At 63.2% G+C, this 26062-nt stretch carries 26 protein-coding genes; 3 read left to right on the plus strand and 23 right to left on the minus strand.

Going from position 1 to position 26062, the window contains the following annotated elements; genetic code table 11:
- Positions 1-2: 2 nt before the first annotated feature.
- The 9 genes from EPAKOI_RS12625 to rfbB form a co-directional block, all read right to left on the minus strand.
- A complete protein-coding gene (locus EPAKOI_RS12625; RefSeq protein WP_124683477.1) occupies positions 3-1046 on the minus strand; it encodes a polysaccharide biosynthesis protein in 1044 nt (347 codons plus the stop codon).
- Positions 994-2370, minus strand: coding sequence for a hypothetical protein (locus tag EPAKOI_RS12630; RefSeq protein ID WP_124683476.1), 1377 nt, complete (start codon positions 2368-2370; stop codon positions 994-996). The genes EPAKOI_RS12625 and EPAKOI_RS12630 overlap by 53 nt, the downstream gene beginning before the upstream one ends.
- Positions 2371-3579: a glycosyltransferase family 4 protein gene (locus EPAKOI_RS12635; protein ID WP_423192329.1), complete on the minus strand. Its 1209-nt coding sequence runs from the start codon at positions 3577-3579 to the stop codon at positions 2371-2373.
- On the minus strand, positions 3576-4826 hold the full coding sequence (locus EPAKOI_RS12640; protein WP_313835206.1) for an O-antigen translocase: 1251 nt from the start codon (positions 4824-4826) through the stop codon (positions 3576-3578). The genes EPAKOI_RS12635 and EPAKOI_RS12640 overlap by 4 nt, the downstream gene beginning before the upstream one ends.
- A gap of 382 nt (positions 4827-5208) precedes the next feature.
- A complete protein-coding gene (locus tag EPAKOI_RS12645; protein ID WP_423192330.1) occupies positions 5209-6888 on the minus strand; it encodes a hypothetical protein in 1680 nt (559 codons plus the stop codon).
- Between the two features lie 14 nt (positions 6889-6902).
- Positions 6903-7445, minus strand: a complete 543-nt coding sequence (rfbC, locus tag EPAKOI_RS12650; protein ID WP_124685047.1) for a dTDP-4-dehydrorhamnose 3,5-epimerase — start codon at positions 7443-7445, stop codon at positions 6903-6905.
- Positions 7446-7447: 2 nt separating this feature from the next.
- On the minus strand, positions 7448-8338 hold the full coding sequence (gene rfbA, locus EPAKOI_RS12655; RefSeq protein ID WP_124683472.1) for a glucose-1-phosphate thymidylyltransferase RfbA: 891 nt from the start codon (positions 8336-8338) through the stop codon (positions 7448-7450).
- Positions 8331-9263: a dTDP-4-dehydrorhamnose reductase gene (rfbD, locus tag EPAKOI_RS12660; protein WP_423192331.1), complete on the minus strand. Its 933-nt coding sequence runs from the start codon at positions 9261-9263 to the stop codon at positions 8331-8333. Before rfbD ends, rfbA begins: the two co-directional genes overlap by 8 nt.
- Entirely contained in the window at positions 9253-10317 is a 1065-nt protein-coding gene (gene rfbB, locus EPAKOI_RS12665; RefSeq protein ID WP_423192332.1) for a dTDP-glucose 4,6-dehydratase, read from the minus strand. Before rfbB ends, rfbD begins: the two co-directional genes overlap by 11 nt.
- A gap of 260 nt (positions 10318-10577) precedes the next feature.
- On the opposite strand from rfbB, the gene EPAKOI_RS12670 reads away from it, so the two are divergent.
- Positions 10578-11429, plus strand: coding sequence for a symmetrical bis(5'-nucleosyl)-tetraphosphatase (locus EPAKOI_RS12670; RefSeq protein WP_423192333.1), 852 nt, complete (start codon positions 10578-10580; stop codon positions 11427-11429).
- A 117-nt stretch (positions 11430-11546) separates the two neighbouring features.
- Positions 11547-13205: a hypothetical protein gene (locus EPAKOI_RS12675; RefSeq protein WP_423192334.1), complete on the plus strand. Its 1659-nt coding sequence runs from the start codon at positions 11547-11549 to the stop codon at positions 13203-13205.
- 38 nt (positions 13206-13243) lie between these two features.
- Here the strand turns inward: EPAKOI_RS12675 and EPAKOI_RS12680 are convergent, their stop codons facing one another.
- From EPAKOI_RS12680 to EPAKOI_RS12745, 14 genes are all read right to left on the minus strand, one after another.
- On the minus strand, positions 13244-13894 hold the full coding sequence (locus EPAKOI_RS12680; RefSeq protein ID WP_124683468.1) for a class I SAM-dependent methyltransferase: 651 nt from the start codon (positions 13892-13894) through the stop codon (positions 13244-13246).
- Positions 13891-15063, minus strand: coding sequence for a dTDP-4-amino-4,6-dideoxygalactose transaminase (rffA, locus tag EPAKOI_RS12685; RefSeq protein ID WP_423192335.1), 1173 nt, complete (start codon positions 15061-15063; stop codon positions 13891-13893). Before rffA ends, EPAKOI_RS12680 begins: the two co-directional genes overlap by 4 nt.
- Before the next feature lie 5 nt (positions 15064-15068).
- Positions 15069-15443: an EamA family transporter gene (locus EPAKOI_RS12690; RefSeq protein WP_124683466.1), complete on the minus strand. Its 375-nt coding sequence runs from the start codon at positions 15441-15443 to the stop codon at positions 15069-15071.
- Between the two features lie 4 nt (positions 15444-15447).
- The gene (locus EPAKOI_RS12695) at positions 15448-16302 is read right to left on the minus strand and encodes a hypothetical protein (protein ID WP_423192336.1); all 855 of its coding nucleotides are present in this window, start codon (positions 16300-16302) and stop codon (positions 15448-15450) included.
- 62 nt (positions 16303-16364) lie between these two features.
- On the minus strand, positions 16365-17030 hold the full coding sequence (locus tag EPAKOI_RS12700) for an acetyltransferase (protein WP_423192337.1): 666 nt from the start codon (positions 17028-17030) through the stop codon (positions 16365-16367).
- A complete protein-coding gene (locus EPAKOI_RS12705; protein ID WP_313835214.1) occupies positions 17027-18013 on the minus strand; it encodes a glycosyltransferase family 2 protein in 987 nt (328 codons plus the stop codon). The genes EPAKOI_RS12700 and EPAKOI_RS12705 overlap by 4 nt, the downstream gene beginning before the upstream one ends.
- Positions 18010-18708: a WbqC family protein gene (locus EPAKOI_RS12710; protein ID WP_423192338.1), complete on the minus strand. Its 699-nt coding sequence runs from the start codon at positions 18706-18708 to the stop codon at positions 18010-18012. The genes EPAKOI_RS12705 and EPAKOI_RS12710 overlap by 4 nt, the downstream gene beginning before the upstream one ends.
- Before the next feature lie 171 nt (positions 18709-18879).
- Positions 18880-19695: a lysophospholipid acyltransferase family protein gene (locus EPAKOI_RS12715; protein ID WP_423193518.1), complete on the minus strand. Its 816-nt coding sequence runs from the start codon at positions 19693-19695 to the stop codon at positions 18880-18882.
- A 33-nt stretch (positions 19696-19728) separates the two neighbouring features.
- On the minus strand, positions 19729-21003 hold the full coding sequence (locus tag EPAKOI_RS12720; RefSeq protein WP_423192339.1) for a dihydroorotase: 1275 nt from the start codon (positions 21001-21003) through the stop codon (positions 19729-19731).
- 41 nt (positions 21004-21044) lie between these two features.
- The gene (locus tag EPAKOI_RS12725) at positions 21045-22016 is read right to left on the minus strand and encodes an aspartate carbamoyltransferase catalytic subunit (protein ID WP_124683460.1); all 972 of its coding nucleotides are present in this window, start codon (positions 22014-22016) and stop codon (positions 21045-21047) included.
- A gap of 105 nt (positions 22017-22121) precedes the next feature.
- Complete coding sequence (gene pyrR, locus EPAKOI_RS12730; RefSeq protein ID WP_124683459.1) at positions 22122-22646, minus strand: bifunctional pyr operon transcriptional regulator/uracil phosphoribosyltransferase PyrR; 525 nt, start codon at positions 22644-22646, stop codon at positions 22122-22124.
- Positions 22643-23080 carry a Holliday junction resolvase RuvX gene (gene ruvX / locus EPAKOI_RS12735; protein WP_124683458.1) on the minus strand — a complete coding sequence of 146 codons (438 nt, stop codon included), beginning with the start codon at positions 23078-23080 and terminating at the stop codon, positions 22643-22645. Before ruvX ends, pyrR begins: the two co-directional genes overlap by 4 nt.
- Complete coding sequence (locus tag EPAKOI_RS12740) at positions 23073-23645, minus strand: YqgE/AlgH family protein (RefSeq protein ID WP_092601787.1); 573 nt, start codon at positions 23643-23645, stop codon at positions 23073-23075. The genes ruvX and EPAKOI_RS12740 overlap by 8 nt, the downstream gene beginning before the upstream one ends.
- A gap of 84 nt (positions 23646-23729) precedes the next feature.
- Positions 23730-24446, minus strand: a complete 717-nt coding sequence (locus EPAKOI_RS12745; RefSeq protein WP_423192340.1) for a pseudouridine synthase — start codon at positions 24444-24446, stop codon at positions 23730-23732.
- A gap of 56 nt (positions 24447-24502) precedes the next feature.
- Here EPAKOI_RS12745 and EPAKOI_RS12750 point away from each other — a divergent pair, with 56 nt between their 5' ends.
- On the plus strand, positions 24503-26062 hold the full coding sequence (locus EPAKOI_RS12750) for a cryptochrome/photolyase family protein (protein ID WP_423192341.1): 1560 nt from the start codon (positions 24503-24505) through the stop codon (positions 26060-26062).

The raw sequence follows: 26062 nt of genomic DNA on the forward strand, positions 1-26062 counted from the left end.
ACTCACTCCTCCGCGACGGCGTGCTCGCCACGCGCAATGCGCTGCATGAAGTCCAGCTTGAGCAGAAGCGTCTTCATGCCTTCCACGTCCAGGCGCGTCGTATTGTGGGAGTTGTAGTCCTCGCCATGCAGGCTTTGCGTAATGCGCTGCTCGCCCTTCTCGAAGAACTTCTCGTAGTTCAGGTCGCGGCCATCGGGCGGGACCCGGAAGTATTCGCCCATGTCCTCGGCGCACGCCATCTCCTCGCGGCTGAGCAGCGCTTCGTACAGCTTTTCGCCGTGACGCGTGCCGATGACATTGACGGTGTGCTCGGGCTTCTTCATCAGATCGAGGATGGCCTTGGCCAGCACTTCCACAGTGGCGGCCGGCGCCTTCTGGACGAAGATGTCGCCGTTGTTGCCGTGCTCGAACGCGTAGAGCACCAGATCCACTGCATCGGCCAGCGTCATCATGAAGCGGGTCATCGTCGGATCGGTGATCGTGATCGGACGACCGGCCAGCACCTGGTCCACGAACAGCGGAATGACCGAACCGCGGGACGCCATGACGTTGCCATAGCGCGTGCCGCAGATGACGGTGCCAGTGCCTTCCAGATTGCGGCTGGCCGCCACCATGACCTTTTCCATCATCGCCTTGCTGATGCCCATGGCGTTGATGGGGTACACCGCCTTGTCGGTGCTCAGGCATACCACGCGCTTGACGCCGGCATTCACGGCCGCTTCAAGCACGTTTTCCGTGCCGAGCACGTTGGTACGTACCGCCTGCATCGGGTGGAACTCGCAGGACGGCACCTGCTTCAGGGCGGCGGCATGAAATACGTAGTCGACGCCGCGCATCGCAGCGGCAACGCTGCTGATGTCGCGCACATCGCCAATGTAGAACTTGAGCTTCGGATCGGCATAGCGCTTGCGCATGTCGTCCTGCTTCTTTTCATCGCGGCTGAAGATGCGGATTTCGCCGATGTCCGAATTCAGGAAACGGCGCAGCACTGCGTTACCGAACGAGCCGGTTCCGCCCGTGATCAACAAAGTCTTTCCGAGAAACATTTCGCACACCCTCAAGTACAAAGATAGCTAACCAAACGACTGTCGCGACGTAATAATCTGGACTCTGTGCCAGTTGATTATTCGCGGGCAAATAGACGATGAATATCGACAGCAACGCAAATACCATGATCCCGGACAGGCTCCGCCATGCGATGGCGGCCATCCACGCGCGCGAATAAATAGCGCCGATCAGGAACATGAGGGGCGGTACGCCCCAGAAGGTCAGGTCCGATGCCAGCCACGGAAACGCCGAGGACCAGACATAGCGGTCATCCCATCCGGATGCCCGCAGGGCATACATCAAACCGTCCTTGTAGATCGCGTCCGTGTCGATAAACGAACTGAAGAATGACACCAGGAACGACGAGTGGCCGATACCGTAGGTCCAATTGTAATCGGTATTCAATGCCAGACTCAGGCCGTAATAGCCCTGGCTCAGATACGCGGTCAGCATGCCGAACGCAAAACGGACCAGATTGATAATGTCTGAGCCGCTATCGACCGTGAAACACGCGACGTCGTTGTATAGGCAAAACGACAGCGCGCCCTGCATGCGGGCGGCCTTGCGCAGTGTAAACAGGGTCACGAAGACCAATACCACACCGACGGCTAGCAAGTTGCCGCGCCGGAATGCCCGGACATTCATCTGGATGCCACGAATGGCCCGAAATCCCGCGGCAATACCGAGGCCGACAAAGAAGAAGACGAGCAAGTCCCCCATTTCCTTGTCAGTGCCCCGAAACAGGGAAAACAACAGGAAACATGCCACGACGCCAAGCACTGCACGGCGGGCCAGACGATCGAGATCCGGCCAGTAGACCGCCGCCGTGGGCAGGACCAGGAGCACGATAGGCGCCGCGAGCCCCCGCAACGCCGACATCACCTTGCGCAAGGGCGATGACTGCTCCAGGCCCGTAAGCAACTGCAGATAGACCTCGCGCTGGTTCAGCACGGATTCCACCTGCCAGACATGCTTGCCGGTGTACGCATAGATCGACGGCTCGATCAGCATGACGGAAAGCAGGCAGGCGCCAAGAAACAGGCGATTGATCCAGGGATGCGGGGCCGGCGCCAGCTCGACACGCGGCGCGGCGGTCGAGGCAAACAGGACATAGCCCATCGCAAATGCCAGGACACACGCGAAGATGAAGCCCACCAGCGCGTCCGGCTGGCTGAGCCGAAAATCAAAGGGGCCCCAGAAAATCAGGAACAGGGGCAACAGGGTCCAGCCGCAAAAGAAAACGAGCGGCGCAAAGCGGACGCCCACCGAAGTGGCGCGCCATGCTTGCTCGGAAGCCAAAAACCCTGATACCCCGGTTTGCATTCAGTGGCACCCTACCGTTTCCAGCAGATGGTCGGACACCCGATCCACCTGAAAACGCTGCTTGGTCTCTGCAAATGCCCGCGCATCCTTCCAGGGAGCGGACGGTCCGGCAGAAATCATTCGGTCAATGGCGTCGACAAATGCCTGGGCATTCCCGGCGGGCACCGACAGTCCGATCCCGCTGCCCTCCACGAACTCGCCAAAATCGGTCGCCTCTTCCACCGAAGCCAGCACCGGCAGACCGATATTGATGTAATCCAGCGTCTTCGAAGGGAAAGTCGGGACATCGACGCCGCGCACCGTGCTGACAATACCGATGTCGCACGCCGACAGCAGGGCAAGGTACTTCTGGCGCGTCAGGCCGGCCATGTGCATGACATTATGGGCACCTGCGCTGATGGCATCCTTGATCATCCCTTCCTGCTCACCATTGCCGACAATCAAAAAGATACACGGAAGCGCCCGCTCCACTGCCGCCTGGGCCGCACTCAGGATGTCCTCGATGCCGCGTCCCTTGGACAGTTGTCCACCGAATACCAGAATGGTGGCGTCGAGCGGCAAACCGAACGCCTGCCGCGCGGCATCCCGCGCCTCGCTCGGAGACGCCGGAAATGAGGACCAAATTGGCAATTCTACAATTTTCTGCTTTGGCGACAGATCGTAGTTGTCGCGCAGGTACGCAATATTCCTGGGCGACATGCAGCCGATCACTTCGAAGCGCCGCATCAGCCAGGTTTCGAGTTTTTTCAGACCGCGCACGAGCGCCTTGCCGTTGAGCAGACCAATCTGGGCGTGATGGTTGGGAAAGAAATCCCACTGCACAAGAAAAGTCCGCGCCCGAGTAAATGCCGTCATGACGATAATCGGCACCAGCATGGCGGTGGCAGGAGAAAACCCGATGACGACGTCTGCGCGGTTTTCGCGCCGGAACTTCAGCAATTGCCCGGCAACGCTGACCGAAGACAGCGTCCACTTCGCGATTTTCCTGATCAGCGGCGGACCAAAGCTGAGCTGGAATGGGTCGGCGATATAGACGCTTAGTGGCCCGTTGCGCACGGAAACCGGTTTGCCGTACGGCCGCTTCGACCAGTTCACGACGAAGACACTGACGTCGTGGCCTTTGCGAACGAACGCCTCGGCCATTTCATCCGACAGCGAAGGAGTTTCCGCATCCAGCGAATAGCCGGTGCTTAGCAGCACGATCTTCATTCCGCGGACATCCTGAATCGCAATCGGTACATCAGCATCATACCCACCATGAGTCCGAAATAGGTTGCGCCATAGGCATAAACCGGGGCGCGACCACCAAAGTGATCCACCAACAGGGCCGTGCCAGCAAACAGCAGCACCCCCTGCAGGATTTCGTACACCAGGGAGACCCGCACCGTGCCACGCGCCATGAACAGCGTGGAAATACTCACTGCCACGACCCGAAAGGCATCCCCGATCAACTGCGGCACCAGCAGCGTGCTGGCCCCGACAAATTCCGCCGAATACAGCAGGCGATAAAGTTCATGACGGACAAGCCACAGGAACAGTCCGCCCAGAAAGAACAGCACAAGGACCTTGCCCTGAATCCCTACAAAAGCCCGGCGAATCTGCCGGTCTTCCATGCCAGCCAGCTTCGGCATCGCATAACTCAGCAGGAAAACGCTGACGAACTGCATGTAGACGTCCGAAATCCGGATCGTCGATTGCCAAAATCCGACCTGGTCCCAGCCCGAGACCGCGCCGACGAGATCCCGCACCGCCATCTGCCCCAGCGTAATGCTGGCCGCACCCGCAAGCGTAATGGCCGAGAACGAGAACATATGGCGCACCTTGGCCATGTCCACGCGCCTGTAGTCCACGGCTACGCGCGACCGCACGCTCCGGAACTTCATGACCAGGAGGGTTGCGCCAGGCATAGCAGGCAACAACACGACGCCCAACGCCGCCCCGGCATACCCGCCGTAGTGAGTCAGCGCCGCCAGCAGGGCGATGCCGATAACGGCGCCCGCAGCGTTTGACGCCAGAATGACGCCATACCGTCCATAAGCCGACGCGAACGCCTGGTAAAGGGCACAAAAACCGACCAAGGCCTGGGTGACACCGAGCAGCGCGACAATCCACCGATAATCCTGCGCTCCGAACACCAGCGTCGAAAGTGCCGACGAGCAAACGAGGACGGCCACGGCCATGACAACCGTGGTTGCCACGTAAATCTGCGTGATGACGTCGATCCAGTCCTGCTCCCGCTCGCTACCCTTGTGCGCCGCGATGGCCCTGGTGACGCCCGGCGCGATACCGCCTGCCGCGAGCATCCCGGCAAAGGCAGTAAGGGCCATGAACTGGGAAAGCTGACCAAATTGACCCAGGCTTACCGACGTGGCAATGATTTTTGCGGTAGCCAGTCCGGCCAGCGCCTTGACCAGCGTAGCACCGGCAAGCAAGCCGATTACTCTGAAGTCACGCATGAGCCAGGTTGTGGAGGCCGGTTCTGTTCATAGTTATTGAGTTGCCATTCCGTTGGTATCGCCGGCGAAGGCCAGGCGAATGACGGGAATCACCGGCAGCCAGGCTACTGCCACCTTGTTGCTGCGGAGCAGCATTTCTCGTCCACCAGCGGACCGAAAGCGTGGCGCAGCCGGTTGGAAGTGGCTTATAAGCAACTTTCAAACGACGACTTCGTTCGCACCACGTCACGCCAATGTCATGTCGGGCGACATTCTATCCGACGTGGTGCACCGCTTCCGACCAAAATCGGACATTTGTAGCGGGGTGTTACTGACCACCCCATAAGCCGTCACAAAGCCACATTCAGCAACAACTTTTCACGATCCACGCCGTAGCTGGTCGTCATTGCCCGTTCGAAAGGTCGACGCAGCAGAGATTGCCTTCGCGTCGCATACGCGGGGCGAAGACCGTGGGGAACATGGTGCACTGGGCGATGATCCCCGGCGCGCCCAGGCGTTTCAGCAACGCGGGCAGCGCATCGCCCTTCAGGTCGACGCCGAAGCCCTGCTCGTAGAGATAGTCAGACTGCAACGGCTCGCGGAGATCGTGGAAGGCAAAGTACGTGAGGTTGTCGACGACCAGATGGCGCGCGCCGTCGCCCTGGATGTTGCATTGGCGTGCAAATGCGCGTATCCCGGGTCGCTGTTTCGCGTAGTCGAGCGTCGGGATGGACAGGCCCTGCCTGGGCAAGCCGAAGCCTGCCGACCGCGACGATTCGATGGTCGCCGGTAACGCCCGGAGCACCAGGACGGCTGCACTGGCGAGGAACAAGACCAGCACCGGAGACAGTACGGCGGCGACAACATGGCCGGTACGCGCGGTATCCGCCGCACGCCAGCGGTCAAGCAGCGTAGCGATGGCGAAGACAAGGCACCACAACGCGATCGGCAGCAGCAGCGATGCGGCATAAAAATTCCACGTCTTGAACAGTGCGGCGTGGCCGACCAGGGCGAGCCAGAACGCTGCCATCCACCACACTGCACCCGCCGGCGCCCGCCGAATGGCCTGGACGACGATCAGCACGGGCGGGAACAGTAGCGCGGCCCAGTAGGTGCCGCGCACGACATAGCCGATGCAGGCGTTGATCGATGCCGCCGGCTGCCATTGCTCCAGCCCAGGCACCGAAGCCAGCCAGGCCAACTGATAGTTGTCGGCAAACACGATATGCCGCAACATCGCTTCAGGCGCGGCCTGGACGTTTGCGATCAGCGTTTGCACGAAGGCGCCAGGCGCAGCCCAGGCACCGCCGAGCGATACCGTGTTTCCGGCGAGGATCGCCGACATCTGGGGCGCGCCCGGACACGAGGACACCTGGGCCGCGAACTTCAGCGTCTGCCAGGCCGCGCCAAGGACCACCGTGGTGACAATCGCCGTCCAATACCGGCTTCGCGGTCCAAACGTCGCCACCGCCGAGAGCAGTACCAGCGGAATGAAGAAAACAGCCTTGGGGTGGGTATAGAAGAACAGGCTGGTAACAAGGCAGAACGCCGCGGCCAGCCCTGCCGTGGTGCCCTGATGGCCGGCCGCTCTGTCCCGCCTGAGAACGAGCGGCAGGACGAGCAGCACCGACAGCAGGAACAGCATCATCTGTTCTCCGCGCATCATAACCAGCGTCAGCGGCAGCACCCCCACACCCAGCACCGCGACGAACCCCGCAAAGAGCCAGATCCTCAAGACATCGGAACGGATCAGCGCCCGGAACACCATCCATGTCGCCAGGAGCCAGGCGAAACCGATCGCGAGACCACGCACCCGAACCCCCAGCGGGGTGCCGGCATGCATGATCAGATCGGATACAAGTGCGCCCGGCAGATGCAGCCATTGCACGGACTGCAAGAAGCCCGGACCGCATTGCGGCATCAGCGTGTTCAGGCGCCAATCATTGGCGAGGAACATGCCGCGCATCAGCACACCGGCGGCTTCGTCCGCGTAGACCGGTACGAAAATGCCCGTGGCGAGCACCACCCCGAAGACCGCAACAATTGCCCACGCCGGCCACGCCCAACGGTTGCCTGTTTTCACGATATGCAAAGTGGTCAGAAAAGCTGCGCTTGAGAGAGGGGGACACCCAGGCGCGTTGTTGCCATGATGAGCGGGACACCCGGATCCGGCCATGCCACGCCGATGGTTGGGTCATCCCAGCGAATGCAGTGCTCCGTTTCGGGATGGTAGTAATCGGTCGTCTTGTACAACACGTCGGCGCCATCGGAAGTCACGACGAAACCATGCGCGAATCCTTCGGGCACCCACATCTGCCGATGGTTGTCACCGGAAAGCGTCGCGCCCACCCATTGCCCGAAAGTCGGCGAACCTCTGCGAATATCCACGGCAACATCGAAAATCTCGCCGGACACCACGCGTACGAGCTTGCCCTGGGGATAGGGCAACTGGTAGTGCAAGCCCCTCAGCACACCCCGCCGCGACCGCGAATGATTATCCTGTACGAATTCGCGTTGCAGCCCCGTGGCTTTGGCGAAGTCCGCCGCATTGAACGCTTCGAAAACAAACCCGCGCGGGTCGTGATAAACCTGCGGCTCGATCAACATCACCTCGGGCAATGCCAGCCGCGTCGCCGTGATCTTCAAGGCCGCATCTCGCCGGAAAGTTCATTGATGACGCGCAGCAGATACTGGCCGTAGGCCACCTTGCGCAGGGGCTCCGCCAACTCGACCACCTGCTCGGCGGTAATCCAGCCACTCCGGTACGCAATCTCCTCCGGACACGACACCATCAGCCCCTGCCGGTTCTGCAGCGTCGCAATGAAACTGGCTGCCGTCAGCAGCGATTCGTGGGTGCCCGTATCCAGCCACGCATGTCCGCGGCCAAAAATCGTGACGTCCAGTTGGCCCGCTTCCAGATAGCGCTTGTTGACATCGGTGATTTCAAGTTCGCCACGCGCCGACGGCTTGACGTCCGCCGCGATGTCGCAAACCTGGTCATCGTAGAAATACAAGCCGGTCACGGCGTAGTGCGAACGCGGATGAGCAGGTTTTTCCTCTAGCGAGATGGCGCGGTACTCGTCGTCGAACTCCACGACACCGTAGCGATGCGGATCCTGCACGTGATAGGCGAAAACCGTGGCTCCGGCTTCCTTGGCCGAGATGGCGCGCAGCTGGCGAGCCAGATCATGACCATAGAAAATATTGTCGCCAAGCACGAGCGCGCACGGCTGGCCGGCGATGAAATCACGACCGATCAGGAATGCCTGCGCGAGTCCGTCCGGCGAAGGCTGCACTGCATAGGAAAGATTGAGCCCCCAACGCGAGCCGTCACCGAGCAGTTCAACGAAACGCGACGACTCTTCAGGCGTCGTGATGATCAGAATATCCCTGATACCAGCCAGCATCAGCGTGGTCAGCGGATAGTAGATCATCGGCTTGTCGTATACCGGCAGCAACTGTTTGGAAACGCTCCGTGTAACCGGATAAAGACGCGTCCCGGATCCACCGGCAAGAATGATGCCCTTACGCATGGGTGCTTTTTCCCCAGATGATTTGTTCCAGCAGCCAGTGGACGCCCTGCTCCCACGGAGGCAGGTGCAATCCAAAGGTTTCACGCAGGCGGTCGGTATTCAGCACGGCATGGGCGGGGCGTGATGCCTTGCCGCCAACTTCCCCCGCCGTACAGGGCTCCACGTCTGTGGGTCCCGATTGCAGATTCGCGCCACAGGCCAGGGCGTACCGGAGGATCTCGCATGCGTAGCCGTGCCGGGAGACCTCGCCGCCCGCGGCGACATGGTACAGACCGGTCGGAAACGCGGCACGTGCGGCGCCCCCCAGCCAGTGCCGGGCCACGATCTGCGCAGTGACATCGGCGACCAGCGCGGCCGATGTCGGCGTGCCGATCTGATCCGTCACGACGCGCAGCCGATCGCCGGCAAGTGCGCGCGCGAGAATCGTCTTCAGGAAGTTTGTCCCGTGCAGACCAGCAAGCCACGCCGTGCGCAGCACGAGCGCCGGCCCGCCGGCAGCCATCACCGCCCGCTCCCCTTCCAGCTTTGTCGCGCCGTAGACTGACAGGGGCGCCGGGACGTCCGCTTCCGTGTAGGGGCGTCCGCTGCGGCCATCAAATACGAAATCGGTCGAATAGTGGACAAACAGCGCGCCGGCATCGCGCGCGGCTTCCGACAGCCAGCCCGGCGCCGCAGCGTTGATCAGGAAAGCCGCGTCCTGATCTCGTTCCGCCTGCTCGACATCCGTGTAGGCAGCCGCATTGACGACGACGCTCGGCCGGTGCTGCGCAAGCACTGCGCGGCAGCGGTCGGGTTCGGCGATATCGCAACCGGAACGGTCGAGTGCCACCACCTCACCCAGGCAGGCCAGGCTACGGCGCAGTTCAAAGCCAAGCTGTCCGTTGGCGCCCAGTACAAGAAGGGTTGGCGGCTCGCTACGCTGCATAGTGCCGCGCAATCCATTGGCGATACTCGCCCGACGCCACCGAATCCACCCAAGCCTGATTGTCCAGATACCAGCGGACGGTCTTGCGCAGCCCGCTCTCGAAGGTCTCCAGCGGGGCCCACCGCAGCTCGCGGGTCAGCTTGCCGGCATCGATCGCATAGCGTCGATCGTGTCCGGGCCGGTCCGGCACGAAAGTAACCAGGCGCCGTCGCGGTCCCGCTGCGTCCGGGCGCATCTCGTCAAGCAGGTCGCAGATGGTGTGAACGACATCGAGATTGGTCCGTTCATTCAGGCCGCCAATGTTGTAAGTCTCGCCAGGAACGCCGCGCGCAAGCACCTCCCGCACCGCGCGACAATGGTCCGAGACGTGCAGCCAGTCCCGCACATTGAGACCATCGCCGTAGACCGGCAGCGATTTACCGGCCAGCGCGTTGGCGATAATCAACGGGATAAGCTTCTCGGGAAACTGGTAAGGACCGTAGTTATTCGAGCAATTGGTCGTCAGGACCGGCAGGCCATAGGTGTGGAAATACGCCCGGACCAGATGATCGGATGCAGCCTTGGAGGCGGAATACGGGCTATTCGGCGCGTATGCGGTGGTCTCGGAGAACGGGGCATCGTGAGGCCCCAACGATCCGAAGACTTCGTCGGTGGACACATGCAGCATCCGGAACGCCTGTCGCGCATTTGCATCCAGCGTCCCCCAATAGGCGCGGACCGCCTCCAGCAGCGTGAAGGTGCCTACGATATTGGTCTCGATAAAGTCGGCTGGCCCGTGGATCGACCTGTCGACATGGCTCTCCGCAGCAAAATGGACCACCGCGCGGGGCCGGTGCGTCGCCAGCAGGCTATCGAGTGCGGCGCGATCGCAGATATCCACGCGCGCGAACACATGCCGGGCATCGCCATCGAGAGGTGCCAGCGTCTGGAGATTGGCCGCGTACGTCAGCTTGTCAACATTCACCACGCCGTCGGCTTGCGGATCCGCCAGCCAGTCGAGCACGAAGTTGGCTCCGATGAAACCGGCTCCCCCGGTGACGAGAATATTGGGCAATTGCTGTGGCTCCGTACTGGGTCTCGAGATCCTACCGGTCCGGCACGCGAGCGCCGCACAGCGGCATTTCTGCTGACGGGAGAAGGACGGTAGAGGCGGCGCTACCTCGATATGGCTTCCGGTTTACACCGGTTGAATGGCAAAATTGGCGCGTCCGCTTTGAGGTGCCGCATATTCTATCCGAAGTCCGGACCCGATCCGGGCGCGCCGCGTCCGGCCTCGCATGACCCCACCAGCCCCCGGCCCGCCCGGGCGACGCCATGCCAATGACTGCAAACTCCCCGGAAACCGGCCTGTACGCCATCGGCGACCTGCAGGGATGCCACCCTTCCCTTCAGGCGCTTCTAGATCGGGTGCCGGCCGACGCCGGATTGTGCTTCGTCGGTGATCTGGTCAATCGCGGGCCCGATTCGCTGGCAACCGTGCGCACTATTCGTGACATGGGTGCCCGGGCGCGGTCGGTGCTGGGCAATCACGATATTCACTTGCTTGCGGTGGGCGCAGGCGTCCGCAAGGCCGGCAAGTCGGACACGCTGGACGCAATCCTCGCGGCGCCCGATCGCGACGCGCTGCTCGACTGGCTGCGGTGCCGTCCGCTGGCTGTGCGCATCGACGATTTTCTCGTTGTCCACGCCGGTGTGTTGCCGCAATGGAGCGCGGCACAGGTAATGGACCTCGCCGCCGAAGTGGAAGACCAGCTCCGTGGCGCCAACTGGCAGGGCTTTCTTGCCGATGTGTTCGGCAACGCGGCCGACCGCTGGCATGATGGCCTGCGGGGCATTGAACGCCATCGCGTGATCGTGAACGCGTTGACGCGGCTGCGCTACTGCAATGCGGATGGGGTGATGGATCTGAAGACCAAGGAAGGCCTGGGCAGCGCGCCCGATGGCTTCATGCCCTGGTTCGACGTTCCGGGACGTCGTACTGCCGATGTGACCATGGTGGTGGGCCACTGGTCGACGCTGGGGCTCGTGATGCGTCCCGACTTGATGGCACTGGACACCGGCTGCGTCTGGGGCGGCCAACTGACGGCAGCCCGGCTCTCGCCGGACCCCGCCGGCCGCGATGTGATTCAGGTCGATTGCCCGGCTTATCGCGATCCGCTGGCGTAATCGCAGGCGATGGGTTGTCCGTCGCAAGGACAGTGACAACCATCCCCGTGCCGCGCAACGTAGAATGGCCGCCGGCTGAGCCCCCGATCAATCAGAAGGCCACGGAATATTCCTTCGATGTACAAGAATCACTACGAGAACAGTGTTGGCGTGCCGCGGACCCGCGGGCACCAGCATCTCCTGCTGGCAGTTGGCACTGCAGTTGCGCTGGTTTTCCTGCTTTCGGCATGGTTCATGCCCATGTGGGAAACCAACGATGACGTTGGCATGTCGATGATTGCCCATGGCTACGGATTTGTTGCCGAAAGCTCGCCCAACCTGATTTTCTCCAACGTCATCTGGGGCCGTATCGTGCGGGCCATGCCGCAGTTCGGCGGCGTCGTTGGCTACACTGTCGCGTCGACGCTTGTCATCGTGCTGGCGGGCGCCGCCATTCTGTATTTCATGATGCGCCTGGGGGTGGCGCGCCTCCATGCGGTCCTTGCCGTCGCGCTGATATTCCTCTGGCCGGTGCTGTTTCCCCAGTTCACGCTGAACGCGGGCTTGCTGGCGGTGGCGGCTGTGCTGGGCTGGCGAACGTTCGCCGAGACTGGCGAGATGTCGAGCCTGGCCGTGGCCAGCCTGCTCGGCTTTTTCGCCTACCTGATACGGGACCAGGAGTTCTGGCTCGTGCTGGCCGTCGGCCTGCCATTCCTGCCATGGAAAGCGCTCGCCCGTCAGCGGGCCATGCAGGCTTCCGTCGTCCTTCTGGCCGTGATGATCGGTGGTGCCGCGTATCTGAACAAGGCTGCCTACGACACCGAAGCCTGGAAGAGTTTCCACGCATTCAACATCGCCCGCGCGCCTTACACCGATTTTCGCGCCGGCGTCCAGGTGAAGGAGCGGCCGGATGTCCTGGCCCGGCACGGTTTCTCGGCCAACGATATCGATCTTGTCAGCGACTGGTTCTTTGTCGACCCGCACCTGATGGACCCGGCCAAGCTTAACGGCATGCTCGACGACATCAAGCTGCACGAGTGGGTGCAGCGTGGCTTCGGCTTGGGTATCGAGTCGCTACGCCAACTGCTGGTGGACCAAATGTGGCCCTTGCTGGCTTGCGCCTGCCTGATCGCGTTCGTCAGCCCGTCGCGCGTCGTGATCATGCTTGGCGTGCTGGTGGTGGCCGCGGTGTTTGCGCTCGGCGCCATTGGAAGGCCCGGCGTGACTCGCGTCTACTATCCGCTCGCGGCGTTCCTGCTTGTTGCCGCCATCTGCGCATTGCCAGCACGCCCTGCACGGTCACGTGGCATTGCTACGCTGGCGCTCGTTCTGGCAGGCGCGGCCGCCCTCCATGCCGCCTGGCCCCACCAAGTGGAAGCCAGATCGCGCGTGGCGCAGACCCGGCTGCAACTGGAAGGCGTTCCCAAAGGAACCCTGTTTGTCTGGGGGCCGGCATTCCCCTACGAGGCCGCGTTCACGCCGTTTCACGGCATTCCTGACGCCCGGTCGGTACAGATCTATCCGATGGGTGTTTCGACGCTTGCACCGTTCTCCGTAGCCATGCAGGAAGAACAGGCCGGACGGGGCTTTCTGGCGCGCCTGACGACGGAAGCGGGGTTGAATATCAGCATGCCCTACGGGCGGCTTGAGCGCCTGCGCACCTATTGCCGGGAACATCTGCAATCGACGCTCGACGACAAGGTGATTCATGAACGCCCGGGCTTCGTCATCCATCACGTGCGTTGCCTGCGCCCCGGGTCTGCGCGCGGCACGCAAGCTGCGGTGGACAAACACTGAGTTGGCGCGGCATCCCCGGATACCGCCCACCTGGGCGACTACGCCGTGCCTGCGCCGCCCTTCCTGACGACGATGGTGAATTCGTAGAGTCCGTAGTCGTGCAACAGCGCGACGTTGCGCGAATAGCGCCGCTTGCAATGGTCGAACAGCGCGCAAGGGTCCGCGTAATAAAGCGTGTCGCGCATCTTGTCGGCATCGGAGTACGAGGTCAGGCAATTAAACGCGAAACCCAGGCGGCTGGTCCTGTCCATGATGTCCAGCACGCCTTTGATGTAATCCAGCCACTCCGCGTCTCCACGAGCCATGCGCACGTTGAAGATACCGCTGGCGATTCCGAAATCGGCTACCTCATCGGGTTCGCTTCCCACGATGAACCGCGTGGACGGATCGCCGCCCAGGCGCCGGGATGCAGCCTGAATCATCTCCTCCGCCACATCGATGCCGGTATAGCTGAGCTGCGGGTAGCTTTTGCCGAGGTATTCCCTGAGTGCGCCGTAGCCACATCCCAGGTCATTCACGCTGAACGGCTCGGTTCTGTCGCCAATGACCCTGCTCAGTTGCGCAAAGCGAAGAAACTGGCTTTCCTCTCCATTCCAGTCCACGCCTTGCGCGGTCTCGCCGTGCTCCGCAAGTCGTGCGGAGTAGTATCCGGCCACCTCGCCCAGCAGGTCTGTGCGTTCCTGGTTCATTCCCGGCCCTTCGTATCGTTACCCATCGTTTGTGCGATCGTCTGCGCCATGGCGTGCGCGATCTTGCCCGGCATGTCCGCATCCATGCCCACCCATAGCAGCAGACGGATCAGTCGCTCGGATTGACGATTGGTGACGGCCAGCGTGCCATGCGCCCGGCCGTACCGCTGGCCGCCCGGCGACGTATGCAGCGGCACATAATGAAAGACAGACGAGATACCCGATGCCTTGAGTTTCTCAAGCACGGCTTGTCGATCGATGCCGTCAGCCAGCAGCACGTAATACATATGGGCATTGTGCTCACAGTGCGTCGGTACGATCGGTCTGCGCAGCCATTCGCGGCTCTCCAGCTCGGAGAATGCCGCGTGATAACGGTCCCAGCTCGCCATGCGATCGGCGGTCACCGCATCGGCATGTTCCAACTGCGCCCGCAGGAATGCTGCAATTAGTTCACTGGGAAGGAATGAAGAGCCCACTTCCTGCCACGTGTACTTGTCGATTTCGCCGCGAAAGAAGCGGCTGCGGTCCGTACCCTTTTCCCGAATGATCTCGGCACGCGCAACCAGAGCCGGATCATTGACGAGCAACGCGCCGCCCTCTCCGGATATCACGTTCTTGGTTTCGTGGAAACTGAACGCGCCCATATCGCCGAGCGTTCCCAGCGGACGGCCGCGATAGCTTGCCAGCACGCCCTGCGCGGCATCCTCCACGACCTTCAGGCCGTGACGGCGCGCGATCTCGTTGATCGTGTCCATCTCGCACGCCACGCCCGCGTAGTGCACCGGAACAATTGCGCGCGTCCGCGGCGTAATCGCTTCCTCAAGCAGGCGCTCATCGAGATTCAGCGTGTCCTCTCGAATATCCACGAACACCGGCACACCGCCACGCAATACAAATGCGTTGGCAGTCGAGACAAAGGTGTAGGACGGCATGATGATTTCATCGCCCGGCTCGATATCGAGCAGCAGCGCCGCCATCTCCAGCGCCGCCGTACAGGAATGCGTCAGCAGGGCACGCGCGCAACCTGTGCGCCGCTCTATCCAGTCGCTGCACCACTTCGTGAATTGCCCATCACCGGCCAGCTTGCGCGTGCGGGCAAGTTCGGCCACGTACGAAAACTCATCCCCAGTGAGATGAGGTGCGTTGAATGGAATGTTTTGATCGTTCATTGAATTTACCCGCGTGCCGCGACTACGGTGCCCAGCATGATCAGTGCCACACCGGCCAATTTAGGTCCGGAGAACGGCTCGCCCAGGAACCAGATGCTCAGGCACAGCACAATGGCGAAATTCAGGCTCATGAAAGGGTAGGCCTGACTGAGGTCGAACTTCGTCATGGCGGCCATCCAGGCCAGCGACGCCAGAAAGGCAGCAAAGAATCCCGAGAAAATAAGCGGATCCAGCAGCAGCAACACCAGGAAGCGCAGCTTCTCCAAAGGAGCCTGCGGCATGGCGCCGAACTTGCCGATGCGCCATTTCAGGATGAGCTGACCGTACGTTGTCAGCAATATCGTGGCGAGAATGTAGAGATAATCGAGAGCGCGTGTCATTTTCTCAATCCAGCACGGCAAGACCAAAACCGGTCGCACCGTAACCGTTGCCGTTGCCGTTGTAGAGCATATAACGCCGCCCGGCATGGTCGAACACGAAAGGATACTCGATCATGTCGGCATCCCACCCGCTCTCCGATACCTCGATACCGCTCTCTTCGTCTTTCCGGACCCAATGGATGCCGTCGTCCGACTCCGCATAACCGATCCGGTAACGATCGATGCGGTGGGAATACCACATGCGCCAGCAATCCGGGTCCCGGATTACCGAAGGCCGGGAGATCGCCACCTCGGCGTCGCTGGCATAGTCGATCGCCACGGTTCCGTCGCGTTGCCAGTGGATACCATCATCGGACGTCGCGTACCTGATGTGATAGCGATGCTCCGGCCCTTTTGCCGTCTGCCGCCATTCCGTACAGGCGAGATACCACATGCGCCATCCCGTCTCGTCGCGCAACACGCAGCAGCTTGCGCAGAAGTGAGGTTCGCTGGCGGTCCGATCCACAATGGGACCGCGCGCATAGCGCTCGAATGCATTCGGGTTACGCGCCACCGCCAGGCCGATGGCGCTCCGGAATGGCACCGTCACCCCGAGGTTCCAGCCAATGTAATAGAGCCGGTCGCCATCGGGCGCCTGCGTCAGCCAGGTCGCCATGGCGCCGCTGTCGTCGAACGCGCCGAGTTCGCCAGGGGATAACACCGGTTCCTTGCCACACGCGAGAATAATTTCAGGTCGCGTGATATCGATATCGACATAACCAGTATGGCTTCGGCTGGCAGCGTCCCGCGCACTGAAGTAGATGCGATACAGATCCCCACCAAGCGGTTGCGCGATAGGCACCGCCGCATGGGTGCGCATCCAGTCAACCGAGCCGTCCGGACAGAAGATCCGACCCAGTTTGCGCCATTGCCCGGTCCTTCTCATATTTTTCGCAGCCTCGAACTGGGCACGGCAGAGCGTGGCGTGGTCTGCTCGACATAGACGCCTTCGCTTTCGGCGTCCGCGAGCATCAGCGTGCCCGCGCCGATCACACATCGTTCGCCAATGGTGATGTGATCGCGTAGCGTGGCATTGACGCCGATAAAGCACTGGGGCGCGATGGTTACCCCACCCGACACCACGACGTGCGACGCCAGAAAGCAATGGTCCCCGATCGTCGAATGATGGCCGATGTGATTGCCGCTCCAGAGCGTGACGTTGTTGCCAATCGTCACGAACGGCTGGATCACGTTGTTTTCCAGGATGAAGCAGTTCTCGCCGATTTGCCCATCATTGAGCACCGTGGCGCGCGAACTGACGTAGCTGGCGAGGCGATAGCCCTTTTCCCGCACGGCTTCGTATTTTGCCCTGCGTACGCCATTGACCTTTGCGTAGCTCATCGCCACGAACATGGCATGACGGTCGGCCGGAAAACGGGCGTCCACGTCCTCGAAGGGCACCACAGGCAGGCCGCAGAATGTCTCTTCCTTCAGGAAGGCCGCATCGACACAGAAAGCCACCACCTCGTACTCTGAATCATGGCCAAAGTAGTAGTGGGCCAACTGCGCGATATCACCCGCTCCGAAGATAACCAAGGGTGTTTTCATTCGCCGATCTCCCTGTTTGCGCACGGTGACGATGACATGACAGGCGCGCGTGCCATTTCCCCACGTCTGCCATAGATTTTCCTCACGATCGTATAGGGCCGGCGCTTTGTCTCGGAAAAGACCTTCGACAGGTACAGGCCGACCACGCCAATGAACGAGATAATCAGTCCCCCGAGCAGCCAGATCGAGGCCATGACGGAAGTCCAACCGCTCATGGGATGCGAAAGGAACATCCAGTTCAGGATCAGGTACGCAATATAGACGAGGGCGACCGCGGAAATGGCCAGCCCGAAATAGAAGATACCAACGAGTGGAGCATTGCTGAACGACGTGACCGAGTTCACCAGCAGCGACATCTTGCGGCGCAACGTATAGGTCGTCTCGCTGGTACTGTGCTTGCGGACGGTCTGCGGGCACTGGGCAAATCCAGTGATATGCCACAGCCCTGCCATGAAGACTTCCCGCTCTTCATGAGAAATCAGTGCATCGACATAACGCCGGCTCATCAGCCGCGCGGTGACGACATTCTCGGGCAGCGACAGGCCGGTCAGCAAACGCACCAGGCGATAGAACCACTGACCGCTCCACCGTTCAAACCATCCACCCTTGCGGGCTTCCTGCACGCCGTACACGACATCACATGCCTGCGCCTGGCGTTGGGCGGCAAACGTCAGCAGCCATTCTGGCTCCTCCTCCAGATCTACGTCGAGAAGGAAAACCTCGTCGCCGCGCGCATGGGCGAGCCCGGTCATCATTGCCTTGTGGTGCCCGAAATTGCGCGACAAGTCCACGACGACGACATGCGCATCGCGCTCGGCGCGCTCCACCGCAATTTGCAGGCTGTTGTCAGGCGAACCATCGTTGACGAGAACGATCTCGAAATCCTCGCCGACCAGTTCTCGCGCGCCCGCACTTGCCCGGGTACAGAATTCCTCGATATACGGCGCCGACTGGTAAAGCGTGGCAACAATCGACAGCTTCATGGCTGGACGTATTTCATATAGCGACGCGCGTCGGCGCCACAGTTGAACAGCAGGTCGAGAATGGATACCCCATGCGTGAATTCGCCCCAGAGCTGAGGGTATTCCGCATAACCGCCGTAATCGAACCAGTGGAGCTCAATACCGCGATCAGCAAAAACGGTTTCGTCGACATAATCTCGCGCGGCAGGTCCGGACACGTATCTCGTGCCCCCCGCCTGGGCACAAAGGTCTGCCAGCCGCTCGGTCTTGCCATCGGTGAGCACGTAATCCCAGGAGTTCGAGATCCTGGTGTCGATCCGAAGGTACGCGCAAATGGCCTCGATAAAGACGCGATTCATCTCGGACAAATTGCCGTAGACCGCGTCGCAATACAGCGGGGCCACCCACTTTGCCACTTCGTCGAAGTGAGCGGCACGCCGATAGTTCTGTTCCAGCGTACGCCAGTGTGTCCGGGCCCATTCCGTCGACGTGTCGATTTCAGTGTCGCGGATCTTCTGGTCGTAACGGCCCTTGACCTGAACAGGCACCGTCAGCCACTGCACACCCTGGGGCGTCTTGATCTGATTTCGGTTACGCCAGTCCCGACGCGTGTATTGCATGTCGTCGTAGAGAATGAACTCGTCGACGCTGGCAATCATATCGAAATAGCCCTTCCACGGAATGTAGTTGGACTGGACGATAGCCACGGATTTCATGTCGTTCCCTTTCGTGACGCCTTGCGTGCGGCGCAGGCGGTGTCGGTCTTGCCAGTCATACCGTTATGGGGAATCGATTGCGCAAGCAAACTGCAACGCTTGCGATAAAGCCGGGTAGTTTACCCGAAGCGGAATAGCTGGCCGCGCGTGCCCTGGCCGCGCTGCGACCTGTCAGGATGTGGCGGCCGCCGCCGTGGGCGCGTCGTCCTTCGCGGCATGGTGCAACCGTTCGGCCACACTCCCAGCCGCCTCCGGCATCCCCCCCACCAGATGCACCACCACCTCCCGCGCCGCCTCCGCCAGCTCCCTCCGGCTTGCCGACTGCGCCAGCAATTGCGGCCCCAGCGTCAGCCGTACCGTGATGGGTGGCGAGCGCAGGATGGCGTTCAGGCATTGGCCTAGCGAGATATCGTCGATATACGCCGGGGCCAGCGTCGGTTGGCCGGTTGCGGCGTCCAGGTAGCTCAGGCCCACCGGCTGCACGGGCAGTCCGCCGGACACCGGCGCCTGCATCAGGTTGGCGTGGAAGGGCAGCACCTTGCTGCCGTCGGTGGTCGTGCCTTCCGGGAACACGCAGACCAGGTCGCCCTGCCGCATCACGTCGGTGATGTGGTGCAGCACACGGTGGGCGTCGCGCTTGCTGGCGCGTTCGATGAAAATTGTGCCGGTTTTGTCACAAAGCCAGCCGATCACCGGCCAGCTGCGAATTTCCGACTTGGCGACGAACCTTACCGGCTGCCAGCTATGGATGACGTAGATGTCCAGCCACGAGATATGGTTGGCCACCAGCATTGCCCCGCGCGGGGCGCCGCCCGGTGGCAGCCCGTGCACTTCCACGGTGATGCCGCAGATGGCCAGCAGCTTGCGCGACCAGCCGCGGATCAGCCGCTCCCGTACGTGAGTGCTCGCCCACGGGAAGACCGTTGCGCAGACGAAGATGCCGCGCAGCAAATGGAATCCCAGCCGCAGCTTGCGTAGCCAGATCATCATCGAATCCTGGAGCCTGCCGGCAACCGGCGATCAGCGCTGCTCGTACACCACCTGGCCGCCGACCAGCGTGGTGCGCACGCGCCCTTCCATTTCGTAGCCCAGCCACGGCGAATTCTTGCCCTGGCTTTTCAGCGCGGCGCGTTCCACCTTCCACACGTGCTTCGGATCGAACACGCAGACGTCGGCGGCGCTGCCCGTGGTCAGCGACCCCGCGTGCAGGCCGATCACCCGGGCCGGCTCGCTGGTGATGCGGGCCAGCGCCTTCACCAGCGGCACCTTGTGCTCGGCGGCCCAGCGCAGCGTCAGCGGCAGCAGCAGTTCCAGGCCGGTGGCACCCGGCGTGGCTTCGGCGAAGGGCAGCAACTTCTCGTCGTCGTCGACCGGGGTGTGGTCGGAACACAACGCATCGATGGTGCCGTCGGCCAGGGCGGCGACGATGGCGTCCCGGTCGCGCGCGCCGCGCAGCGGCGGCGTGAAGCGCATCTGGCTGTTGAAGAAGCCGATGTCCATGTCGGTCAGCGACACGTGGTGGATGTTCACGTCGCAGGTCACCGGCAGACCTTCCTTGCGGGCCTGGCGCACCAGCTCCAGCCCGGCCGCCGACGACAGGCGGCACAGGTGCACGCGCGCGCCGGTGGCGCGCATCAGTTCGAAGATGGTGTGCAGCCGCACCGTCTCGGCGATCACCGACACGCCCGACAGGCCCAGCCGCGACGCCACCGCGCCGCTGGCGGCCACGCCGCCGCCCAGGAACGGGTCCTCGGGCCGCAGCCACAGCGTGAAGCCGAACGTCTGCGCGTACTGCATCGCGCGTTGCAGCACCTTGGTGTCCTGGATCGGCATCTCGGCCTGGCTGAAGCCGACGCATCCGGCCTCGGTCAGTTGCCCCATCTCGGTCAGCGCCGCGCCCTTCAGGCCGACGGTCAGCGCGCCCAGCGGATAGACGTGCGTCTGGTTCAGCTTGCGCGCACGGAACTTGAGCATTTCCACCAGGCCCGGCTCGTCGAGCACGGGGTCGGTATCGGGCGGGCAGACCAGGCTCGTGACGCCGCCCGCCGTGGCCGCGGCCACCTCGGATTCCAGCGTCGCCTTGTACTCGTAGCCCGGCTCGCGCAGGCGCGCGGACAGGTCCACCAGGCCCGGGCACACGATCAGGCCACGCGCGTCGATGGTCTTGTTGGCGTTGAAATCGGCCGGCGCCTGGCCCACGCCCACGATCTTGCCGGCGGCGATATACAGGTCCTGCTCGGCGTCGACGTTTGCGGCCGGATCAATCAGGCGGCCACCCTGGATGCGGATCTTCATGTCTTCCTGCGATGTGCGGTTCGTTGTACCCAAGGTGCTGCTCAGTCGTTGTTGCCAGCGACGATGCCCATCACGGCCATGCGGACCGCGATGCCGAACGTCACCTGGTTCAGGATCACCGACTGCGGACCGTCGGCCACGGCGGAGTCGATCTCCACGCCGCGGTTCATCGGTCCCGGGTGCATCACGATGGCGTCCGGCCTGGCCAGCGCCAGGCGCTCGGGCGTCAGGCCGTACGCCTTGAAGTATTCCTGCGCGGACGGCAGCAGCGCCCCGCTCATCCGCTCGTTCTGCAGGCGCAGCATGATCACCACGTCCACGCCCTTCAGGCCCTCTTCCATGTTGTGGAAGACGCGCACGCCCATCTGCTCCAGCCCCGACGGCAGCAGCGTGCGCGGGCCAATCGCCCGCACTTCCGGCACGCCCAGCGTGGTCAGCGCGTGGATGTCCGAGCGGGCCACGCGCGAGTGCAGGATGTCACCGACGATGGCCACCGTCAGGTTCGTGAAGTCCTTCTTGAAGTGCCGGATCGTATACATATCCAGCAGCCCCTGCGTCGGGTGCGCGTGGCGGCCGTCGCCGGCGTTTATCACGTGCACATGCGGCGCCACGTGCTGGGCAATCAGGTACGGCGCGCCCGAGCTGGCGTGGCGCACCACGAACATGTCGGCCGACATCGCCGACAGGTTGTTGATGGTGTCCAGCAGCGACTCGCCCTTGCTGGTCGACGACGCGTTGATGTTCAGGTTCAGCACGTCGGCGGACAGCCGCTTGGCGGCAATCTCGAACGTGGTGCGCGTGCGCGTGGAGTTCTCGAAGAACAGGTTGAACACGCTCTTGCCGCGCAGCAGCGGCACCTTCTTGACGTCGCGGTCCGAGTCGGACAGCGAGACGAACTGGCTGGCGGTGTCGAGGATGTGCGTGATCATGTCACGCGACAGCCCCTCGATCGACAACAGGTGCTTGAGCTCGCCGTTCCGGGTGAGCTGCGGGTTGCGGAACATCTTGGTCATGGCAGGTGGGTCGGGGCGCGATTCGGTCTGGCGGGTTCGGTCGGGCGGATACGGTCTGGGTACGGCTTCGGTGCTTGACGTTCAGGCGGCGGCGCGGGTTGACACTCAGGCACGGGCCTCGGTGGCAAACGCAAAGCGCGTGGCGGCGCCCTCGCCCTGGCGCGACAGCACCAGCGTCCTGTCCTGCGGCAGTTCAAGGGTCGCCGCGGCGTAGTCGGCGGCAAACGGCAGCTGGCGGCCGCCGCGGTCGGCCAGCACGGCCAGCGCCACGCGCGCGGGGCGGCCGTAGTCGAACAGCTCGTTCACGGCGGCGCGGATCGTGCGGCCCGTGGCCAGCACGTCGTCGATCAGCAGGATGTTGCGGTCTTCCACCGAAAACGGCAGCGTGGTCGGCTGCGCCTGGCTGTGCAGGCCCTTCTTGGCGTAGTCGTCGCGGTGGAAGGCGACGTTGATCACGCCGTGCTCGCCCAGTTTCAGGTCGGCCGCCAGCCGCTCGGCAATCCAGGCGCCGCCGGAGTGGATGCCGGCCACCGACCAGCGGGCGCGGTCCGCAGACGGCATCAGGGCCTGGGCCTGGTCGCGCAGCGCGTGGTAGAGCGCCTCGGCATCGGGAGTCGAAGTCTGGGTCATAGCGGGATTTCGTCGAAATACTGTTGCAGGATGATCCGGGCGGCTTCGGCGTCCAGCGCCCCGCGCCGCGCCCCGGCCATCGAGGCCGCACGCGACGAGTAGCGCTCGTCCACCCATTCCACGGGCAGGTTGAAGCGCCCGTTGAGCTGGTTGCCAAAGCGGCGCGCCAGCCGCATCGACGCCTGTTCCGCGTCGTCAGGCCCGGCTTCCGGGTTGACCGGCATGCCGACCACCAGCCGCACCGGCGTCCATTCCCGGATCAGCGCGCCCACGGCCTCGAAACGGCCTTCGACCGTCACATTGGGCAGGATGGTCAGCGCAGAGGCTTGCCGCGTGATGAAATTTCCCAGCGCCACGCCGATTTTCTTCTCGCCGTAGTCGAACGCGAGCACCGTGCCGTCGCGGGGCGTCTCGCGCCCCGGCAGCTCAGGCATGCCCGGCCTCGCCGGACAGCATCGTCACGTCGATGCCGAGCAGGCGCACGGCCGCCGCGAAGCGTTCCTCGGGCGGCACACTGAAGATGATTTCGGGATCGGCCTGGACGGTCAGCCAGCCATTGCGGCTCAGCTCTTCCTCCAGCTGCCCGGCGCCCCAGCCCGCGTAGCCGAGCGTCAGCAGGAACCGGTGCGGGCCGCTGCCGTTGGCCACGGCCTCCAGCACGTCCTTGGAGGTGGTCATTTCCAGCCCGCCGGGCACCGCCAGCGACGACACGTAGATGCCGACCGGATCATGCAGCACAAAGCCGCGCTCGGTCTGCACCGGGCCGCCGAAGTAGACCGGCTGGTGGGCAACAGGCTGGATTTCCAGCTTGAGATCGATCTTGTCGAAGAGCGTGGCCATGTCGATGTCGATCGGCCGGTTGATCACCAGGCCAAGCGCGCCGCGCTCGTTATGCTCGCAGAGGTAGACAACGGAACCCGAAAACGTCGGATCTGCCATGCCTGGCATGGCAATCAGGAACTGATTGGTGAGATTGATGGAAGCTTCGGGCGTCGCCATGGCTTGCATTCTACCAAATCACACCCCGGCTGCCGCGGAAAACTTCTGCCGCCGCCGTCACCCGCCGGGCACGCCGGCCGGGCTTCAGTCGCCCGCCGACTTCAGCGCCACCATGTCCTCGGGCGTCAGCCAGCGCCACTCGCCGGGCGCCAGCGCGGGGTCCAGCCGCAGGCCGCCGATGGCGCTGCGATGCAGGGCCGTCACATGGTTCCCGGCCGCAGCCACCATGCGCTTGACCTGGTGGTACTTGCCCTGCAGCAGCGCCAGCCGCAGGCTGCGCTCGCCAGTGGCCTCGCAGGCATGGGCGGCGATGGGCGCCGGCTCGTCGTCAAGCTGCACGCCGTCGCGCAGGGCCTGGACCTGCTCCGGCGTGACCGGATCGAAGGTTGTCACCTCGTACACCTTGGGCACCTGTTTTTTGGGCGACGTCTGCGCATGGATGAACTGGCCGTCGTCGGTCAGCAGCAGCAGGCCGGTCGTGTCGTGATCGAGCCGGCCCACGGCCTGCACCTCGCGCTGGCGCAGCGGCACCGGCAGCAGGTTGTACACACTGGGATGGTGGCGCGGCTTCTGCGAGCACTCGTAGCCGGTGGGCTTGTGCAGCATCAGGTACGCCTTGGTGCACGCCAGCCATTCCTCGCCGTCCACGGTCAGGCGCAGGCCGTCCACCTCGAAGCGTGCACCCGGGTCTTCGCACAGTTCGCCATTGACCTCGACCAGCCCGGCCTCCACCAGGTCGCAGCAATAGCGGCGGGTGCCGAAGCCTTGGGATTGCAGGATGCGGTCGAGTGTCGTGGCCATGGATGAACTGCGTGTCGGTGATGTGAAGGGTATGCGGGCTATGTTAGGTTACGGCGATGCCAAGATCACCTTCCCCCGTCGCCCCCGCGGGCGCGCGCCTGCCCTACCGGATCGACCGGCGGTACGCGCGCGGCCTGGTCTGGTTCCGGCGCGACCTGCGCGCCGACGACCACGCGGCGCTGCATTATGCCCTCAAGCACTGCGAGCAGGTGTGGTGCGTGTTCGTGTTCGACCGCGAAATCCTCGATCCGCTGCTGGAACGGGGCCTGAAGGCCGACCGGCGCGTCGAGTTCATCCTCGCATCGCTGGCGCCGCTGCGGCAGGCGCTGGCCGCGGCCGGCGGCGGCCTGATTGTGCTCGACGACCGGGCACGCGACGCCATCCCCCGACTTGCGGCAGCCCTTGACGCCGAGGCCGTCTTTGCCAACCACGACTACGAACCGGCCGCCAACGACCGCGACGCGGCCGTGCGCCAGGCGCTGGAAGCCGAATCGCGCGCGCTGCTGACGTTCAAGGACCAGGTCATCTTCGAGGCCAACGAGATCCTGACCGGCCAGGGCCGGCCGTTCAGCGTCTTCACGCCGTACAAGAACGCCTGGCTGCGCGAAGTGACGCCGTTCGACCTGCGCGCCTACCCGGTCACCGCGTACCGGAAGGCGCTGGCGCCCGTGCCGTCGCGGCTCGACAAGCCGCTGCCGACGCTCGCGTCGCTGGGCTTCGCGCCGAGCAACCTGCCCGACCTTGCGCTGCCTACCGGCACCGACGGCGCGCAGGCCCTGTTCGACGACTTCCTGACCCGCATCGGCGAATACGACCGCCGCCGCGACTACCCCGCGCTGCGCGGCCCGAGCTACCTGTCGGTCCACCTGCGCTTCGGCACCATCTCGATCCGGACGCTCGCCCGCACCGCCCACCAGGCCATGGAGACCGCCGGCGCAGGCGCCAATGGCGCCGCCGTCTGGCTGTCCGAGCTGATCTGGCGCGATTTCTATTTCATGATCCTGCACCACCATCCGCACCTGGCGGACGGCAAGTCATACCACCCGGAATACGACGGGCTGCGCTGGGTTGACGGCCACACCGGCGACGGCTACTTCGACGCCTGGTGCCGGGGCCAGACCGGCTACCCGCTCGTCGATGCCGCGATGCTGCAGATCAACCAGAGCGGCTACATGCACAACCGGCTGCGCATGGTCACGGCCAGCTTCCTGATCAAGGACCTGGGCGTGGACTGGCGGCGCGGCGAGCAGTACTTCGCCGACCAGCTCAACGATTTCGATTTTTCGGCCAACAATGGCGGCTGGCAGTGGGCGGCGTCCACCGGTTGCGACGCGCAGCCCTACTTCCGCATCTTCAATCCGGTCACCCAGTCCGAAAAGTTCGACCCGCAGGGCCGCTTCATCCGCAAATACCTGCCCGTGCTGGAACGGCTGCCGGACCGCTACCTCCACGCCCCATGGACCGCGCCAGCCGACGTGCTGGCCGCAGCAGGCGTGAAGCTGGGCGAAAACTATCCGCACCCGATCGTGCAGCACAAGGTGGCGCGCATGGAAGCGCTGGAGCGCTACGGCGCGGTGAAAGGCGCGAAGGCGAAGGCGAAGGCGGTGGAGGAGTAA

Origin of the sequence: Cupriavidus sp. H18C2, from assembly GCF_049393795.1 — a bacterium.
GTDB classification, from domain to species: Bacteria; Pseudomonadota; Gammaproteobacteria; order Burkholderiales; family Burkholderiaceae; genus Cupriavidus; species Cupriavidus pauculus_C.

Bases quoted from the DNA above. Each gene is read 5' to 3' on its own strand.
- EPAKOI_RS12625 (WP_124683477.1), bottom strand. From the start codon at position 1,046: ATGTTTCTCGGAAAGACTTTGTTGATCACGGGCGGAACCGGCTCGTTC.
- EPAKOI_RS12630 (WP_124683476.1), bottom strand. From the start codon at position 2,370: ATGCAAACCGGGGTATCAGGGTTTTTGGCTTCCGAGCAAGCATGGCGC.
- EPAKOI_RS12635 (WP_423192329.1), bottom strand. From the start codon at position 3,579: ATGAAGATCGTGCTGCTAAGCACCGGCTATTCGCTGGATGCGGAAACT.
- EPAKOI_RS12640 (WP_313835206.1), bottom strand. From the start codon at position 4,826: ATGCGTGACTTCAGAGTAATCGGCTTGCTTGCCGGTGCTACGCTGGTC.
- rfbA (WP_124683472.1), bottom strand. From the start codon at position 8,338: ATGCGTAAGGGCATCATTCTTGCCGGTGGATCCGGGACGCGTCTTTAT.
- rfbD (WP_423192331.1), bottom strand. From the start codon at position 9,263: ATGCAGCGTAGCGAGCCGCCAACCCTTCTTGTACTGGGCGCCAACGGA.
- EPAKOI_RS12670 (WP_423192333.1), top strand. From the start codon at position 10,578: ATGCCAATGACTGCAAACTCCCCGGAAACCGGCCTGTACGCCATCGGC.
- EPAKOI_RS12675 (WP_423192334.1), top strand. From the start codon at position 11,547: ATGTACAAGAATCACTACGAGAACAGTGTTGGCGTGCCGCGGACCCGC.
- EPAKOI_RS12680 (WP_124683468.1), bottom strand. From the start codon at position 13,894: ATGAACCAGGAACGCACAGACCTGCTGGGCGAGGTGGCCGGATACTAC.
- rffA (WP_423192335.1), bottom strand. From the start codon at position 15,063: ATGAACGATCAAAACATTCCATTCAACGCACCTCATCTCACTGGGGAT.
- EPAKOI_RS12690 (WP_124683466.1), bottom strand. From the start codon at position 15,443: ATGACACGCGCTCTCGATTATCTCTACATTCTCGCCACGATATTGCTG.
- EPAKOI_RS12695 (WP_423192336.1), bottom strand. From the start codon at position 16,302: ATGCGCACCCATGCGGCGGTGCCTATCGCGCAACCGCTTGGTGGGGAT.
- EPAKOI_RS12700 (WP_423192337.1), bottom strand. From the start codon at position 17,030: ATGAAAACACCCTTGGTTATCTTCGGAGCGGGTGATATCGCGCAGTTG.
- EPAKOI_RS12705 (WP_313835214.1), bottom strand. From the start codon at position 18,013: ATGAAGCTGTCGATTGTTGCCACGCTTTACCAGTCGGCGCCGTATATC.
- EPAKOI_RS12710 (WP_423192338.1), bottom strand. From the start codon at position 18,708: ATGAAATCCGTGGCTATCGTCCAGTCCAACTACATTCCGTGGAAGGGC.
- EPAKOI_RS12715 (WP_423193518.1), bottom strand. From the start codon at position 19,695: ATGATCTGGCTACGCAAGCTGCGGCTGGGATTCCATTTGCTGCGCGGC.
- EPAKOI_RS12720 (WP_423192339.1), bottom strand. From the start codon at position 21,003: ATGAAGATCCGCATCCAGGGTGGCCGCCTGATTGATCCGGCCGCAAAC.
- EPAKOI_RS12725 (WP_124683460.1), bottom strand. From the start codon at position 22,016: ATGACCAAGATGTTCCGCAACCCGCAGCTCACCCGGAACGGCGAGCTC.
- pyrR (WP_124683459.1), bottom strand. From the start codon at position 22,646: ATGACCCAGACTTCGACTCCCGATGCCGAGGCGCTCTACCACGCGCTG.
- ruvX (WP_124683458.1), bottom strand. From the start codon at position 23,080: ATGCCTGAGCTGCCGGGGCGCGAGACGCCCCGCGACGGCACGGTGCTC.
- EPAKOI_RS12740 (WP_092601787.1), bottom strand. From the start codon at position 23,645: ATGGCGACGCCCGAAGCTTCCATCAATCTCACCAATCAGTTCCTGATT.
- EPAKOI_RS12745 (WP_423192340.1), bottom strand. From the start codon at position 24,446: ATGGCCACGACACTCGACCGCATCCTGCAATCCCAAGGCTTCGGCACC.
- EPAKOI_RS12750 (WP_423192341.1), top strand. From the start codon at position 24,503: ATGCCAAGATCACCTTCCCCCGTCGCCCCCGCGGGCGCGCGCCTGCCC.